This is a genomic window from Neolewinella lacunae (genome assembly GCF_014349155.1).
Lineage (GTDB): Bacteria > Bacteroidota > Bacteroidia > Chitinophagales > Saprospiraceae > Neolewinella > Neolewinella lacunae.
In genome coordinates this window covers 25,151-40,620 of sequence record NZ_JACSIT010000139.1, presented here as the reverse complement: position 1 = coordinate 40,620, position 15,470 = coordinate 25,151, and the positions used below count along the sequence as shown (strand labels likewise).

Here is a 15,470-nt window from a genome sequence, read left to right as displayed (position 1 = left end):
GCCGCGACAACACCGGCTAGAAGGCGCGGAGGATATCGTACTGGGCGACGAGGTGCTTGCGGCCGCTGCGGTCGGTAGCAACTACGGCGGGATTTTCTTTGGAGATGTGCTTGCCGAGTTCGGAGAGGGTCATATCGGTGCTCACCTCGGGGAAGGGTTTGCGCATGATGTCGGCCACTGTCTTTTCGGAGTGTTCCAGGGGGTTGGCCAGGAGGAAATTCAGCACATCGGTTTCGATGATGGCACCGACGATGGTTTCGCCGTCGACTACGGGTACCTGGCTGAAATCGTACTGCTTCATCATTTTGAGGGCTTCGCGGACGCTGGCGCTGGGGGCGATGCTGGCGAAGGCACTTTCTTTTTTCTGGGTAATCAGGTCGCGCACCCGCAGTTCGGTATCGAGGAAGCCGCGGTCGCGCATCCAGTCGTCGTTGTAAAGTTTACCGATGTAGCGGCTGCCGTGGTCGTGGATGACAACAACGACCAGGTCGTCGGGCTTCAGGCGGTCGCGCAGTTGCAGCAGGCCGGCTACGGCGGAGCCAGCGGAGTAGCCCAGCAGCAAACCTTCTTCCCGGGCCAGGCGGCGGGCCATGACGGCGCCGTCCTTGTCGGTGACTTTCTCGAAGAGGTCAATAACGCTGAAATCGACGTTGGCCGGAAGGATGTCTTCGCCGATGCCTTCGGTGATGTAGGGGTAGATTTCTTTCTCGTCGAACTCCCCCGTCTCGTGGTACTTTTTGAAGACGGATCCGTAGGTGTCAACGCCCCAGACCTGCACGGCGGGGTTTTGTTCTTTGAGGTACCTGCCGGTGCCGGAGATGGTGCCACCGGTTCCTACGCCAACGACGAGGTGGGTGATTTGCCCATCGGTCTGTCGCCAGATTTCCGGACCGGTGCTTTCGTAGTGGGCCAGGCGGTTGCTCAGGTTGTCGTACTGGTTAAACCAGAAGCTGTTGGGGATTTCCTCGCTCAGGCGGCGGGCAACGGAGTAGTAGCTGCGCGGATCTTCGGGAGTGACGTTGGTGGGGCAAACGATGACCTCCGCTCCCATGGCGCGCAGGATGTCGAGTTTCTCCTTGCTCTGCTTATCGGAGGTGGTGAAGATGCAGCGGTAGCCCCGGACGCAGGCGGCCAGCGCCAGGCCCATCCCCGTGTTGCCGCTCGTGCATTCAATGATCGTGCCCCCGGGCTGGAGGCGGCCATCGGCTTCGGCATCTTCCACCATTTTGAGGGCCATCCGGTCTTTGATGGAATGGCCGGGGTTGAAGGTCTCGACCTTCATCAGTACGCGGCAGGGGAGATCGCGGACGACCTTATGCAGTTGCACAAGGGGCGTATTACCGATCGTCTCGAGGATGTTGTTTTTGATGTCCATAATAAAAACGGTCATTTGATTCGGGCCGCGCGAAGGTACGGGTTATTGGGGCTTTACCCCGCCCTTCCGGTTCTGACCCGGCTCCAGGGAAGTCAAAGCTTGGTTTTTTAATGGTGGGATGGTTGGGGAGTTCATAGTTTGGTAGTCGTTAGTTCAGTAGTTCAGTAGTTCAGTAGTTTAGTAGTTTAGTAGTTCAGTAGTTCAGTAGTTCAGTAGTTTCCACCTAAATTATAAAGTAGGAACTATGAACTATGAACTATGAACTATGAACTATGAACTATGAACTATGAACTATGAACTATGAACTATGAACTATGAACTATGAACTATGAACTATGAACTATGAACTATGAACTACGACCTACTCCCGCTTCCAAACCAGGAGCCTGGGGCCAATGGTATCGTAGGGCACAAAGACTTCCAGCAGCCGGGCTTTGAGGGGCGTTTCGGCTTCGGGGTCTTCGGCGCGGCCGATGAGGTATTGCAGGGTGGGGTTGGCGATGAGGCGCTCGGCTTCGGCCCGCTCGTCAATCTGGAAAGCTTCGACGTGGTGGTCGAGAAAAAGCAGGGAGGAGTGGACGTAGGGCGTGGGAGCGGGCCGGTCGAGCAGGTGGTAGGTGATTTGCCAGCCGTTGATGGGGAAGAAAGTTTCTCCGGGCTGCAGGCGGGGCTCCAGGTAGGCGGCGATCTGGGCCGACTGGTCTTCTTTTTTGCCGAAGTATCCGTAGAACGCCAAGCCCAGGCTCAGGGAAGCAACGACCAGCAAGGCAGGGCCCCAGCGCTGTACACTTGCCCCGCGTAGCCAGGGATAGACGGTCAGGCCGGAAGTCCACCACGTTGCCGCCAGCAGGGCCAATACCGGATGCAGTTGGATCTGGTAGTGGCCAAAGCGCTTGCCGGTGAGGAGAACGACGACCGTGACCAGCAAAAATTGCAGCAGCAGGTAAGTGCCCCAGCGGATGCTTGCCTTGCTCCTCATCCGCCAGCTTTGCACCTGCGCTCCGGCGCCCAAAAGCACGAACGGGGCGTAGCGCAGCAGATAGTCCCCCAGGTATTTCAGGCGCAGGTACCAGGGCAAATCCACCGGATAGGCGGCGCTGACCTCGAAGGTGAAAAAGTAAAATTCCGGCAAGAGCCCCTGCCGCTGGAAGTAAAAAAAGACGAAGGCCAGCGGCAGCGCAAAAGTGCCCACCAGCGCCGCGCCACCCGCAAAGAGCCGGGCCCAATCTCCGCGCCGCCCGTAAAACCAGACCAAAAACAGGCCAATGGCCAAAGCTTCTGCGGCCGCAAACGGCTTGATGATGAAGGCCAGCCCCAGCAAGCCACCCGCCACGGGCCAGTGCCAAAACGGCGGATCAGCCCCCTCCCCCAGCCGGGGAGCCACGGCGAGGGCAACGGCGGCGATGGTGAAGAGGTTGAAGAAAATTTCGGTATTGGGGGAGAGGCCGTAGTAAGTAAAAATGCTGCAACACCAACAGTAAATGATGCCCGCCGCCAGCCCCACGCGCGTACTGCCCGTAGCCCGCCGCCCCGCCCAGTACAGGCCCCAGGCACCGAGGCCGACCACCAGCGCGGCGGCCAGCCGCAGCGCAAAGATGCTGCCGCCCGTGAGCGAAATTAAGGCGGCGTATATCCAGAAAATGCCAATGGGCTTGGTGTCCACCACGTCGCGCAGGTAACGCTCGCCGCGCAGCAGCTCATCGGCAATGACGATGTAGGTACTCTCGTCGTGGTCCACCACCGAGATGAAAAAAGAACCCCAGCGGAGCGCAACGGCCAGGGCGAAAAAGAGCAGGAGAGAATGGGAGGCACGCATGGGGCAAAGGTAGCCCGCGCGCGGCTGGGCGAAAGGACGCTTTTGGGAGAAGGAGCAGGGAGGGAGCCGCAGCAGGGGCGCACCCTCTTCCGCTGGCGTGCTACACCTCCGCAATCCGTGAGTGCAGTTGCCGCTTTTCTTCCCAGTCGAGAATGAGACCCTCGATTTCGTCGGCGGAGAGGTAGTATTTCCGCAGGCGTTTTTTGTAGCGCTGAGGGAGGGTGGTGTGGGCAAAAAGGTACTGCTTGGTGGCCACAATCTCGCGCCCGAAGCCGTGGCGGATGGCAAAAGTATCGGCCCGCCGCTCCGCCTTCCTGAGGTAGGGAGACCAAAGGGCGTAGCGCAGCCCGAAACTGATCATGCCCAGCAGGGGGCGGTCGAGAAAGTCCATGACGTGCCCCAGTTCGTGGGCAAACCAGCCTGCGACAACGGCTTTGGGGAGTTCCTGCACGCGCACGTGGTTCGTCACCGTCAGGTGGTTGCTGATGTCAATGCGGTATTCGCGGGTGGCGCGGCGGAAAAAGCGGCGGTTGATCACCGGCTGGGCGCGCATGGTGCTGCGGGCAATGGCGGCCTGGCGGAGGTAAATGGTGCGGCCAGCCAGGGCGGGGTAGGCGGCCAGGACTTCCGCAAACCAGGCGCGCAGCGGCCCCGGGGGCACCTCCTGGAAAATCAGGTTCTCGGGATAAGTCGTCATACCCAAGCCCCAACGGCCGCAGTTGCCCTGCGGTTGTGGGAAAAAAATACGGGGCAGCGAACACCGCAAACCAGGCTTCCGTTGTAGTTTTCATAAGTGACTGAAAAGCACTTCATTACATTACCCAACCAAATCCAGATAACCATGTTACGTTACGCCCTGATCTTTTTTATTGTTGCCATCATCGCCGCTTTTCTCGGATTCGGCGGAGTAGCCGGTGCCATGGCCGGAATCGCCAAGATTCTGTTCTACATCTTTATCGTCTTGCTCGTCGTAAGCCTCATCTCAGGCTTGGTGAAAAAGGCATAAACCACCTCGCAACCAACGAACATGAAGCCGTACCCGCGCTCTCCCGTGCGGCTACGGCTTCTCAATTTATCCCATCATGCGACTGATCATCAATAAAACCAGTTTCCTCTTTTTCCTGCTGCTGCTCGCGGCCTTTACCCTGCTGGGGCAGACGGAAGGCGGACCCTACGACGTCAACGCTCCCTCTACCAAGGTGCCACCCTCCTGGCTCGACGGGCCGGTGCTGTGGATCGGCCTGGTGGCGGCCATCCTGGTCGTTTTGCTGATTTTTTTGCGCCGGGGCCAAAGCCCAACCAACAGCAAACTGCACAAATACTAGCCAGCTTTTTTAAGTAGGGCGCGGCCGCAGGTGCTCCCCCCCGGCCCCCCGGAGGGGGGAGAAAAGACAGGGAGCAAAGGAAGCTGAGAGAATGGATAGGGCGCAAGGAAAGCGTACCCAGAAACCAAAGAAAAAGCCCCTTCGCCGGAATACGGGAAGGGGCTTTTTTGTGGAGCCACCCATCGGACTCGAACCGACGACCTATTCATTACGAATGAATTGCTCTACCAACTGAGCTAGGGTGGCTGCTACAGCGGGCCGCAAAGATAAACCCGCACCGGGATTTGCCCAAGCCTCCGTCCCCAAAGGCAAGAAAAAAAGTTTTACCCTGTGGCCCGCCTTTCGTCCGTCTGCCTGCCACCAAGCCCGGCAATGCACTACCTTTGCGGCCGCTTATGAGTACGCAGAAGACAGAAATCGCCCGCCGCCGCACCTTCGGCATCGTTGCTCACCCCGACGCTGGCAAGACCACCCTGACCGAGAAGCTCCTGCTCTTCGGCGGAGCCATCCAGGTCGCCGGGGCCGTCAAGAGCAACAAGATCAAAAAAAGTACGACCTCCGACTTTATGGAGATCGAACGGCAGCGGGGCATTTCGGTAGCCACCTCCGTCATGGCTTTTGACTACGACGACAAGAAAATCAATATCCTCGATACCCCCGGCCACAAAGACTTTGCCGAAGATACCTACCGGACCCTGACGGCCGTGGACAGCGTAATTGTAGTCATTGACGTAGCCAAGGGCGTGGAGGAACAGACGGAAAAACTCGTGGAGGTTTGCCGCATGCGCAAAACCCCCATCATCGTCTTCGTCAACAAAATGGACCGCCCCGGCAAGGAAAGTTTTGACCTCCTCGACGAAATCGAGCAAAAACTACAACTCCCCTGCACCCCCCTGAGTTGGCCGGTGGGCATGGGCGATCGTTTCCAGGGCGTGTACAACATTTTCGAGCAGCGCCTCGTCCTGTTCCGCCCCGACAACAAGCAGGGCCGCCCCGAAGAGACGATTGAGTTTACGGACCTGGAAGATCCCGACCTCGATAAGCTGATTGGCAAGGCCGCTGCCGCAGAACTCCGCGCGGAAACCACGATGATTAAGGAAATCTACCCCGATTTCGACCGCAACGACTATCTCCAGCAAGTCATCAGCCCCGTCTTTTTTGGCTCGGCCGTCAACAACTTTGGCGTCAAGGAACTTCTGGACTGCTTCGTCCGCATTGCCCCCGAGCCCCGGCCCCGCGCGGCCGAGGAGCGGGCCGTACAACCCAACGAAGACAATTTCTCGGGCTTCGTCTTCAAGATCCACGCCAACATGGACCCCCGGCACCGCGACCGCATCGCCTTCCTGCGCATCTGCTCCGGTACTTTTGAGCGGAATACCAATTACCTGCACGTCCGCCAGAACCGAAAGATGAAGTTCGCCAACCCCACCAGCTTCATGGCCGACCGCAAGGAGGTCATTGACGAAGCTTACGCGGGCGACGTCGTTGGCCTTTACGACTCGGGCAACTTCAAAATCGGCGACACCCTCACGGCCGGCGAAGAGCTCCACTTCAAGGGCATCCCCAGCTTCAGCCCCGAGCAGTTCCGCCGCGTCTATAACGGCGATCCGCTCAAATCCAAGCAGCTGGCCAAGGGCCTCGACCAGCTGATGGACGAAGGCGTCGCCCAGCTCTTCACCCGCGAGGTGGATAACGCCCAGATCATCGGGACGGTCGGTGCCCTCCAGTTCGACGTCATCCAGTACCGCCTCGAACACGAATACGGCGCTACTGTGCAGTACGAAGGCATCAGCCTCCACAAGGCCCTCTGGGTGACGGCCAAAGACCCCGCCGCTCTCCAGGCCTTCCGCGAACGCCGCCGGCAACACATCGCCCAGGATAAGGAGGGGCGACTGGTCTACCTCGCCGATTCGGCCTGGACCCTCCAAATGGCGAAGGACAACCACCCGGAAATTGAATTTCACGCTACTAGTGAGTTTTAGATAAAGCGGAGGGAAGCCTGGGCACCCCCAGATTTGAAATAAAAGGATGGTGCGGACGCCCGCAGGTACCCCGCTGCAAAGTATCTCCGTTCGGTTGAGTTAACTGGTGGGCGGGGCACGCTACGGGGGCCTAGCCCCGAGGAACCCGTAGTGCAGGTCCCCGTAGCGTGCCTCCACACCCTGGAGCGGAGCGGAAGGGTTTGGGGGTTCCTGCGGGCGTCCGGTCTTTCCTCTTCTTATAATCTGTCCCACTGGGATGCGCCGTATTGAGGACTTGTCATGTTCCCCAGCGATCATAGTTGATCTTTGCGTAGGTACCTGAACAACAGGAGGAATGCCGCTAATAAGAGGAGCACTACCAGGCCGATGACTAAAAACTCGCTTGCGTAAAAAATCATGGTTTTGTGTTTTGATATTTACTTACACTTTGGTGTGCAGTTTCAACCACACCGACTACAAACCCCCGAAATCACCCCATTAAAATTCTCCGCGCGGTAGCCGCTGGGCAGGTTGACGGAAACCTCCGTGCCGAGGCATTCCACGCGGGAACAGGTCAGGCAGCGGAAGTGAAAATGATTGTGGGAATGTTCCGTTTGCTGCGCACAGTCTTCGCAGAGAGCGAAGTACTGCTTGCCATCGTCGGCGAGGACGCGGTGCACCACCCCGTCAGCGCAAAAGCGGTTGAGGATGCGGTAAATCGTGGCCCGGTCTACGCTATCTTCCAGCATCTCCAGCAACATATCGTGGCTCATGGCGGAGTCTGCACCGGCCAGCAAAGAAAGGACAGCAGCCTTGGTGGGGGTATTACGACGCTTCATGGGCAGGAGCTGATGATGCCGCGTCAATTATTGCGACTTAATTGCAATAATATGGATTCCTGCCCATATCTTGTGCCGAAATTGAAAAAAACATGTCCAATAAATTTCTCCTGCTGCTCTCCTTTGCCCTGTTATTGGTAGTAACGGCCTGTGTGGAGGATGAAGATCCCATCATCGAGAACGAGGAAGAACTCATCACTTCGGTCACTTTGACACTGTTCCCCAATGGTCCGCAGGAAACGGTCACCTTCGGCTTTTCGGACCCCGACGGCGACGGCGGGGCGGCCCCTTCTTTCAGCACTACGGGCACTTTACAGGCCAACGCCAGCTACCGCGGGATGGTGTCTTTTGGCAGTCCGGAGGGCAGCATCGACGCGGAAATCCTCGCCGAAGGGGAGGAGCACCAGATCTTTTACCAGGTCAGCAGTGGCCTCGATATGACCGTTACTTACAACGACGTTGACGCCCAGAACCAACCCCTGGGCCTGAACGTCAACGTCACCACCGGCGTAGCGGGCACGGGGAGCCTGACCGTTACCCTGCTCCACGAACCCAACAAAGCGGCGGGTGCAACCATTGGCAACCCTGCTCCGGCGGGCGGCAGTACGGACGCCGAAGTGACCTTCCCCGTCAGCATCCAGTAGTGGGCATGGCGCGGTGGATGTTCCGGTGTTTTTTTCTGGCCCTGCTTCCGGCCATCGTCTGGGGGCAGGGTGGTCCCGTCACCGTCAGTGGTACCGTCTTGGGTGAGCACGACCTCGAACCCCTGGGCTACGCCACGGTCTACGCGGAGAAAAGCGGCCGGGGCGTGCAGGCGGATTCGGCGGGCTTCTTTCGCCTTACGGGTTTGCCGGTGGGGATGGAAACCCTGCGTTTTTCCCACCTCGGCTGTGATCCCAAATCCTTGTCTTTCCGCCTCCAGCGGGATACGGTGCTGACCGTCTTGCTGCACCACCACGATAATTACACAGAAACGGCCACCGTCACGGCCCGCAACGCTGCAACCTACTCCGAGCAACTCGACCTGCGGGCCACGGCCCAGCTCGGCGACGCCCTGGAGCGCCTCACCGGGGTCAGTTCCCTGCGCACGGGTACGGCGGCGGCGAAGCCCATTTACGATGGTCTTTTTGGCAACCGCCTCAGCATCCAGAACAACGGTGTGGCCCAGAGCGGGCAGCAGTGGGGCAATGACCACGCGCCGGAGATCGACTCCTGGGTAGCGGCCTACATCCGCGTCGTCGAGGGCGTCGAAGCCCTCCGGTACGCCGGGCCAACGGTGGCAGCCACCGTCTTGATCGAGCCCGCCCCCTTACGCGAAGACGAAGGCGCGGCGGGCAAAGTCGCCTACGGCTTTCAGTCCAACGGCCTGGGCCACACCCTCAACGCCCGCCTCAGCCGGGGGGGCAAGACGGCCTACCGCCTCAGCGCGACGGGAAAGGTGCGCGGCGACCAGCGCACGCCAGACTACTTCCTCCGCAACACCGGCCGCCGCGAAGCCAACGCCGCCCTGCAACTGACGCGCTTCCACGACGCCCGCTGGACGAGCCACCTCTACTACTCCATCTTCAACGCCGAGATTGGGGTTCTGCGCGGCTCCCACATCGGTAACCTGACGGATCTCCAGCTGGCCATCGACCGCGAAGCGCCTTTCTTTACCGAAGAGAACTTCAGCTACGACATTGGTTCCCCCCGCCAGACCGTCAGCCACCACCTGCTGAAGGCGGAGACCGAGTTTCGGCCCAACCCCGATAACCGCTTCAACTTCCGCTACGGCGGGCAACTCAACGACCGCAAGGAGTTTGACGTCAGGCGCGGCGACCGCGACGACCAGGCCGCCCTCAGCCTCCAGCAGTGGAACCACCTGCTGGAAGGCACCTGGCACCGCGAGCTGGGCACCGGCCGCCACCTCGACGCCAGCCTCCAGTACGAGCTGACTGAAAACGACAACCAGCCCGGCACCGGCATCCTGCCCCTCATCCCCGACTACAACGCCCAGCGGGGCAGCGCCTATCTGGCCTACCACCACGAAAAGGCCGCCTTCCAGTACCACCTGGGCCTGCGCTACGACCGCCAGGCCTACGAGGCGATCACCATCAGCCGCGACCTGCCGCGCCGCATCGAGCGCTTCGATCACCTCTTCCACACCTTGGGCGGCAGCGTGGAGGCCCGCTGGCAGCTGACGCCCCGGGCCAGCCTGCGGACCGGCGTGACCCTGCGCCAACGTGCACCGCAGATCAACGAACTCTACAGCCAGGGCCTCCACCAGGGCGTCAGTGGCATCGAGGAAGGCGACGCGACGCTGGCCCCCGAGCGCTCCCTGAAAACGACGGCGGGGCTGGTCATCACCACCGCCAGCACCACCCTGAGCGCCAACGTTTTTGTGCAGCCCATCCAGGATTTCATCTTTCTGGAGCCGCAGCCGGAGTTTCGCCTGACGGTGCGCGGGGCCTTCCCGCTCTTCCTCTACCGGGCTGGCGATGCTCTGCTTTACGGCAGCAACTTGCAGGCCTACTGGCAGCCCGCGCCACGGTGGGAGCTCGACGGGCGCCTGGCGGTAGTGTACGGCACCAACCGGAGTGAGGGCCGGCCGCTGGTCTTTACGCCGCCGGCGAACCTGCGTCTGGCGGTGCATTTCCACCCCGGCCGCGTCGCCGCCGGCTGGCAAATCAGTCTCGAAAGTTTATTGGTGGCCGAGCAGGGAAGGCTGGACCCGGAGCAAGATTTTCTGCCGCCGCCGCCCGCTTACGCTTTGCTGGATTTGGCCCTCCGCCGGGACCTCGCGTTGCCGTCCAACCGAACCCTGCACCTGCGTCTTAGCGCCCAAAACCTGCTCAATACGGCCTACCGCGATTACCTCGATCGGCAGCGGTATTTTGCCGATGCGCCGGGCCGCAACGTGGAATTGCAGGTGAGTTACGCCTGGTAGTGGCGGTCCCTCCTAGGTCGAGACCCTCCGGGTCGGAGCAATGTTGTGGCGCGTAAGCGTTGTAATGGGAGAAAGGATGGGGTGCTTTGGATCGCCCCAGAGGGTCTAAGCCTGGGTGGGAGAGATCGACCCAGAGGGTCTCAACCTAGGTCCTGATTACATGCCGCCATAATCACGTTTTCTTAGTGTTCTTAGTGCCCTTAGTGTCCTTAGTGGTTCAAAAAAAGACCGAAGGTCTCCCAACCTCACGTTAAAAAGGGGCCCGACTAAAGCCGCCGCCGTTTCCTCCCGCCCAGGGCATTGACCTCCGCCACGATGGTGTAGATGTCGCGGTAGCGATAGCCGCGGCTGCCGATTTTTTCGGCGATTTCGGGGCTGGCCAGGGCGAGGAAATCGCGCAGGGATTTTTTGTAGCCGAGGCGGGAGAGGGGCAGCAGTTGCCGGTCGCTCGTCTCCAGCCAGTAGGCGGGGGGTGGATTGACGAAGAGGCGGAGCATGGAATCGTCTACCCAGCGGTCGTCGCTGCTCGGTAGGCTGTACAGGCGCAGGGTGCGGCCGCTGACCTCCTCGCGCAGGAAATACCACTGCCCTTCGTGGTAGCGGCTTACGTAGCGGAGGCTGCGGCCGTCGGTGCTGAACCCGAAGCCGCTGACGAGCATGGGGTGGATGGCGTAGACGTCGCCAAAGTCATTGGTAAAAGTGATGAAATTCCCTTGCAGACCGTATTCCATGAGGTTGAAATAACCCGTGAGCTGGTAGCCGTCTTTCGTCAGCAAAAAGCCACGAAAGGGGCTGGCACTCAGCGAGATGGAACAGAGGAGGAAGAAGAGGAGGGGGTAGATTTTTGGCATGGTCTACGGCTTATGCTGGAAAAATACAAAAAATCTCCAACTGGTTCAGGGTCAGGGCAGAAAATGTCGGCTACCGTCTCAGCAGGGGCTTGACAGCGGCCTCCAGATCGGCGTAGGTATTGAAGGCGCGGCGGTAGACGAAGCGGCGTTGTTGCTGGTAGATGATGGTGGTGGGCAGGGCGCCGGTCCAGACCCGGTCGATGCTTTTGCCCCAGGCGGGGTCTTCGTCGGTGAGCACCACGGCGGCGACGTCGGGGGCATCGGCGGCCAGCAGGGCAGGGATGCGCGCGATGGCGCTTTCCTCAGTGTCCAGGCTGACGAGCACGACGCGCAGGGGCTGGCCGGTTTTGTCCTCCAGCAGTTGCTGGAGCAGGGGGATTTCCTCGCGGCAGGGTTTGCACCAGGTGGCCCAGAAATTGACCAGGTAGGTCGTGTCGTTTTGCTGCTGGAAGAGCCCTTCCAGGTCGGCAAATTGGGCGTAGCGCACGGGTGCGGAGGCGGTGCCGAGGGCTGGGAGCGGAGCGTTTTCCGGGGCGCTGCCGCAGGTGCAGAGCGCGGACAAAACAGCGAGGGAGGTCAGGAGACGTAGCACGGCGGCGGATTTGGTTTTTGTGCAACGTTGGGGGGGGGGGGTGGGTTGTGGATACCCCCAAACACTTCCGTTGGACCTGTTAGAAAGGATGATCAGCGTAGGGCACTGAAATTATGGCCCTATAAGTATTCGCCGATTGCCTCCATCACGTCTGCTACCTGTTTTACAACTTCCTCGCCGGTATCCTTTCCTAGGTCTTGCGCTATACCGGTTCCTACATTTTCAGCAAACTTACCCGCAGCTTCCTTAATGGCAGGATTCGTAGCTAATTCTCGGAGAATAGAGGAAGCGCCTGTAGCAGCGGTTTTGATTGCATACTTCTTGACCAAGTAGGCGCCTAAGGTTTTTCCCCCAATGATTAGGGAAGCGGTGATAACTGGCATGATTGTTATTTTTAATTAATACAAATAAGAATAAGACAAATTTAGTCCTTACATAAACACGGCGCAAGACCCTAGGGCTACTTTTTTTGAAACCCGTGTTTCTTTGCTAACCACGCCATTTTCGCCCCTACGCCGAGGAAAATCCCCCTCACATTCCCTTTTTCTCTATCTTCCCGCTCTCTGAAAAAACACCCGCACGCTACCCCATGTCGCCAGAAACGCTAATGGAGATCCTGGGCACGGAGCTCAGGCCCTGCCAGGAAGAAAACCCCGCCCGCTGTGCCCTTGCCGATCAGGCCGGGCAGTACGTTCGCGATGACCAAAAACAGATCATCGCCCTCAACCTCTTTGGCTGGGCCGACCGGAAGGACCCGCTGCCGTCTACCGACTGGCTGCGCGACCTTCCTCACCTCCAGTACCTCAACCTGGGCAACTGCGGCCTTGGCACGCTGGACCTCAGCCACCAGACCCAGCTGCGCGTCCTTTTTGCCCAGAGCAACCCCGACCTGACGGCCCTGACGCTGCCCGCCGCCTTCCCCGACCTCCTGCGCGTAGACCTGAGCCACTGCGCCCTCCCCCGCCTGACCTGGCCCGCCAGCCCCGCGCTGGAATTCCTCAACGTCAGCCGCCAAAAAGACAAAAGCCTCACCGAGTGGGCCTTCGCCGCTGCCTGCCCCCGCCTGTACTTTTGCGATTTGAGTCACAATGGGCTGACGGCTTTCCGCCTGGCTGACGGTTTCGCCAATCTGGGCATTCTCTGTTTGGAGGATAACGAATTGACGGAGGTGGCGTTTGAGGGGGCGCTGCCGGGGTTGGAGAGTTTGCGGTTGAGTGAGAATAAGTTCAAAGATCTTCCGCTATCGCTGCAAGACCTGCTCGGGCCAACGGTAAACCTCTTCCTCGACGATAATCCACTCAGTGACGATTACCAGACCGCTCTGACGGGTACGCCAGCGGAAAATGCGGTGGCCGTCAAAGGTATTCTTGCGGCCCGCCGGGATTCTGGTGTAGGGAAAGATGATGAATGTAAGGTGCTCATTGTCGGGAATGGCCGGGTGGGTAAAACCACTATGTACCGCCGATTGAATAACCTTTCCCCTAACGAAAAAGAAAAAAGCACCCACGGTGTAATCATCGCTTCGCATCGCTGGCCTGATAAAGACTCGCCCTACAACGTACAGTTCTGGGATTTTGGTGGACAAGACATTTACCACGCCACCCACCGCCTGTTTTTGGAGTCCAGCGCAGTCTATATCGTGGCTTGGGACCCCGAATCGGAGAAACTGGATCAATACTCCATACCCGATGAAGGCCCCTACGGTGTCTACCAAAACTTCCGACTCCCCTACTGGCTCGATTACGTTTACCGGGCCAGCGGCGGCGGGCGCCGCTCAAACTGGCGGTGGGAGCAGAACAAATCCACAACACCCCTATTGGTGGTGCAAACCAAAAAGCAGCACAGCGTAGAAGATCCTAAAATAGATGCTTTTCTGAGCAACTACTTTGAGGACTTCAAAGGTGGCTTGTCCGTAGAATCCATCCCCAAACCGGTTTTGCCACCCTTCCCGGATGGATATCCAACCCTGACCTACCACCTGAAAAATGCTCTGGCAAAGGTCAAAGCGGGCAAATCAGCCGCAAAAAGCTGGATTGAGTTGCGGCATCGCCTCCGGGAAAAGCAGGCCTCCGGCGAAAAATACCTGAATTTAGAGGAGTACGAAGCATTAGCTGCAAAAGTCGCAGAAGAGTATGGCTCCCTCGGCCGGGACCCTCTGGAAATTGCAAAAACCTGGCTGCACAACACGGGGGTAGTATTCTACCAAGAAACGGCTACCGGACCGCGCATCATCCTTGATCAACGTTGGGCGACTGCCGCCATCTACGCCATTTTACAGCGGGAACCAGTAAACTACATCGAAGAGATTACTGCAAATAATGGGTACTTCACCGGTACGGACTTGCTGGGCTACTGGAAGGACCACCTCGCCAAACCGGGAGATGATGAGCTTTTTGAGGAGTTTATGCTCCGGTGTGAATTGGCCTATCGGGTGGGCGGTAAACAGGACGAAGAAAACAAAGCGGATTGGTCTGACCGCCTCTACTGTGCGCCGCAACTACTGCCCGCAGCACCTGCGCGGACCCGTGACCGCGATCGACTCCGCAAGAACATTGAACAGAACCCCGGCGACTGGTGGCATTTGCAGCTTTTTAATGCTTACCTGCACACGGGCATCGTTCGCCGTTTGATTATCCGCTTACACGACCCCGAAGAAAAAGAATGGGTATGGCGCAGTGGAATGATCTTGGCCGACGAAGAAGGGAATCAGGTCTTAGTGGAAACCGAGGAAAGCGATAAAACCATCGCCATTTTTGTCCCTAAAAAAAGCAAAACGCTCCTCACCGATCTGGCCAAGGTATTAAAGGACGTCCCCCGGTCGGATGCCCCGGATACTACCTGGGTGAGCCCAAATGGCCGGGAATGGGTAGACCTGGACTTGCTGCGGGAAAACAAAGCAGCAGTAATTGACCGCAATGGTAACTCCGCCAAGCGTAAAGACTACGAGGCCCTGCTTCGGGCCTTTGGAGATGCCAAGGGGCAAGGGGAATACTTGGGAGCGGAGGACGAGGAAACCACCGATCCACCCCCGTTGGAAAATCAGCCTCAGCCTCAAGGCCAGCCACTAGATTCAGCTGGGATTTCTTCGGCCGCAGCGAACTCCCGGCAGCAATTGCAACTGACCATTTTCAAGGCTATCGTGCCGGATTTGCCAGCATTGAAAGTAGAGGACGAGATGATTAGAATCACCCGTGCCATCAATTATGCCGTAGGAAAATACATTGATGGTGAACCCATGGGCAACGGAGAGAGCCCCGCAACCCGGAATACGCTCGATAACTTGATGAAAACATTCCCCGCCCAAATTATCCACTTCGTCGGGCACGGGCAGGAACTTCCGGGTATTAAGCGGCCCAGCCAGGAAAAACCCTGGTTGAATACCACGAGTTTTGCCCAGTGTGGTATTGTGTTGATTGACCGGGATGGGAAGCCCGACTTCCTATCAGAAGATGGGCTCTATAATCTTTGTCGGGGCTGGATGAAACGGGCGGAGGAAGTTTTTGCATCAGACCAACGACCCAAGCTCATTGTCCTTAACGCCTGCCATACGGCAAAGATCGCCCAGCGCGTCAGTACCTTGGGCTTGGCGGTGATTGGCGCAAAAGGGGCCTTGGATGACCGGGCAGGATGCGATTTTGCCTATCGCCTCTATAAAGACTTGGATGAGCTAGGATTAGAGCGTCTACCTACTATTTTCGCTGGTGCAAGTGAGCAAGCGAGGGATATTGCCCCCGCCACCGCAAATTACCAACTATTCATCAACGGGGAAGCCCATCAATAAGCAA

Annotated in this window: 13 protein-coding genes and 1 tRNA gene; 6 read left to right on the top strand and 8 right to left on the bottom strand. The window is 58.6% G+C overall.

The features are described 5' to 3' along the window. Window positions 1–16 precede the first annotated feature (16 nt). The 3 genes from H9S92_RS15475 to H9S92_RS15465 all read right to left on the bottom strand — a co-directional run bounded on the left by H9S92_RS15475 (window position 17) and on the right by H9S92_RS15465 (window position 3,888). Window positions 17–1,375 (bottom strand): pyridoxal-phosphate dependent enzyme, encoded by a 1,359-nt coding sequence (locus H9S92_RS15475; protein ID WP_187467655.1) that lies wholly within the window; start codon window positions 1,373–1,375, stop codon window positions 17–19. Window positions 1,376–1,736: 361 nt separating this feature from the next. Then, entirely contained in the window at window positions 1,737–3,191 is a 1,455-nt protein-coding gene (locus tag H9S92_RS15470; RefSeq protein ID WP_187467600.1) for an ArnT family glycosyltransferase, read from the bottom strand. A gap of 100 nt (window positions 3,192–3,291) precedes the next feature. Continuing rightward, a complete protein-coding gene (locus tag H9S92_RS15465; protein WP_187467599.1) occupies window positions 3,292–3,888 on the bottom strand; it encodes a hypothetical protein in 597 nt (198 codons plus the stop codon). 144 nt (window positions 3,889–4,032) lie between these two features. Between H9S92_RS15465 and H9S92_RS15460 the strand changes: the two genes are divergently transcribed. Next, window positions 4,033–4,197 (top strand): DUF1328 domain-containing protein, encoded by a 165-nt coding sequence (locus H9S92_RS15460; protein ID WP_187467598.1) that lies wholly within the window; start codon window positions 4,033–4,035, stop codon window positions 4,195–4,197. 76 nt (window positions 4,198–4,273) lie between these two features. Further along, window positions 4,274–4,516, top strand: coding sequence for a hypothetical protein (locus tag H9S92_RS15455; protein WP_187467597.1), 243 nt, complete (start codon window positions 4,274–4,276; stop codon window positions 4,514–4,516). Between the two features lie 170 nt (window positions 4,517–4,686). On the opposite strand, the gene H9S92_RS15450 is transcribed toward H9S92_RS15455, so the two are convergent. Next, a tRNA-Thr gene (locus tag H9S92_RS15450) sits at window positions 4,687–4,762 on the bottom strand. Between the two features lie 149 nt (window positions 4,763–4,911). On the opposite strand from H9S92_RS15450, the gene H9S92_RS15445 reads away from it, so the two are divergent. Beyond that, window positions 4,912–6,498 (top strand): peptide chain release factor 3, encoded by a 1,587-nt coding sequence (locus H9S92_RS15445; protein WP_187467596.1) that lies wholly within the window; start codon window positions 4,912–4,914, stop codon window positions 6,496–6,498. A gap of 440 nt (window positions 6,499–6,938) precedes the next feature. On the opposite strand, the gene H9S92_RS15440 is transcribed toward H9S92_RS15445, so the two are convergent. Continuing rightward, window positions 6,939–7,316, bottom strand: a complete 378-nt coding sequence (locus tag H9S92_RS15440; protein ID WP_187467595.1) for a Fur family transcriptional regulator — start codon at window positions 7,314–7,316, stop codon at window positions 6,939–6,941. A 92-nt stretch (window positions 7,317–7,408) separates the two neighbouring features. Between H9S92_RS15440 and H9S92_RS15435 the strand changes: the two genes are divergently transcribed. Then, window positions 7,409–7,960: a type 1 periplasmic binding fold superfamily protein gene (locus H9S92_RS15435; RefSeq protein WP_187467594.1), complete on the top strand. Its 552-nt coding sequence runs from the start codon at window positions 7,409–7,411 to the stop codon at window positions 7,958–7,960. A gap of 5 nt (window positions 7,961–7,965) precedes the next feature. Further along, a complete protein-coding gene (locus H9S92_RS15430; protein ID WP_187467593.1) occupies window positions 7,966–10,242 on the top strand; it encodes a TonB-dependent receptor in 2,277 nt (758 codons plus the stop codon). A gap of 266 nt (window positions 10,243–10,508) precedes the next feature. Here H9S92_RS15430 and H9S92_RS15425 read toward each other — a convergent pair whose 3' ends face one another. From H9S92_RS15425 to H9S92_RS15415, 3 genes are all read right to left on the bottom strand, one after another. Further along, entirely contained in the window at window positions 10,509–11,093 is a 585-nt protein-coding gene (locus H9S92_RS15425) for a hypothetical protein (RefSeq protein ID WP_187467592.1), read from the bottom strand. 70 nt (window positions 11,094–11,163) lie between these two features. Continuing rightward, a complete protein-coding gene (locus tag H9S92_RS15420) occupies window positions 11,164–11,685 on the bottom strand; it encodes a TlpA family protein disulfide reductase (protein WP_187467591.1) in 522 nt (173 codons plus the stop codon). A gap of 119 nt (window positions 11,686–11,804) precedes the next feature. Further along, window positions 11,805–12,068, bottom strand: coding sequence for a hypothetical protein (locus H9S92_RS15415; protein WP_187467590.1), 264 nt, complete (start codon window positions 12,066–12,068; stop codon window positions 11,805–11,807). A gap of 206 nt (window positions 12,069–12,274) precedes the next feature. Between H9S92_RS15415 and H9S92_RS15410 the strand changes: the two genes are divergently transcribed. Beyond that, entirely contained in the window at window positions 12,275–15,466 is a 3,192-nt protein-coding gene (locus H9S92_RS15410) for a COR domain-containing protein (protein WP_187467589.1), read from the top strand. Window positions 15,467–15,470 lie beyond the last annotated feature (4 nt).

Coding starts and splice junctions, on each gene's coding strand:
- H9S92_RS15475 (WP_187467655.1), bottom strand. CDS start 1,375: ATGGACATCAAAAACAACATCCTCGAGACGATCGGTAATACGCCCCTT.
- H9S92_RS15470 (WP_187467600.1), bottom strand. CDS start 3,191: ATGCGTGCCTCCCATTCTCTCCTGCTCTTTTTCGCCCTGGCCGTTGCG.
- H9S92_RS15465 (WP_187467599.1), bottom strand. CDS start 3,888: ATGACGACTTATCCCGAGAACCTGATTTTCCAGGAGGTGCCCCCGGGG.
- H9S92_RS15460 (WP_187467598.1), top strand. CDS start 4,033: ATGTTACGTTACGCCCTGATCTTTTTTATTGTTGCCATCATCGCCGCT.
- H9S92_RS15455 (WP_187467597.1), top strand. CDS start 4,274: ATGCGACTGATCATCAATAAAACCAGTTTCCTCTTTTTCCTGCTGCTG.
- H9S92_RS15445 (WP_187467596.1), top strand. CDS start 4,912: ATGAGTACGCAGAAGACAGAAATCGCCCGCCGCCGCACCTTCGGCATC.
- H9S92_RS15440 (WP_187467595.1), bottom strand. CDS start 7,316: ATGAAGCGTCGTAATACCCCCACCAAGGCTGCTGTCCTTTCTTTGCTG.
- H9S92_RS15435 (WP_187467594.1), top strand. CDS start 7,409: ATGTCCAATAAATTTCTCCTGCTGCTCTCCTTTGCCCTGTTATTGGTA.
- H9S92_RS15430 (WP_187467593.1), top strand. CDS start 7,966: ATGGCGCGGTGGATGTTCCGGTGTTTTTTTCTGGCCCTGCTTCCGGCC.
- H9S92_RS15425 (WP_187467592.1), bottom strand. CDS start 11,093: ATGCCAAAAATCTACCCCCTCCTCTTCTTCCTCCTCTGTTCCATCTCG.
- H9S92_RS15415 (WP_187467590.1), bottom strand. CDS start 12,068: ATGCCAGTTATCACCGCTTCCCTAATCATTGGGGGAAAAACCTTAGGC.
- H9S92_RS15410 (WP_187467589.1), top strand. CDS start 12,275: ATGTCGCCAGAAACGCTAATGGAGATCCTGGGCACGGAGCTCAGGCCC.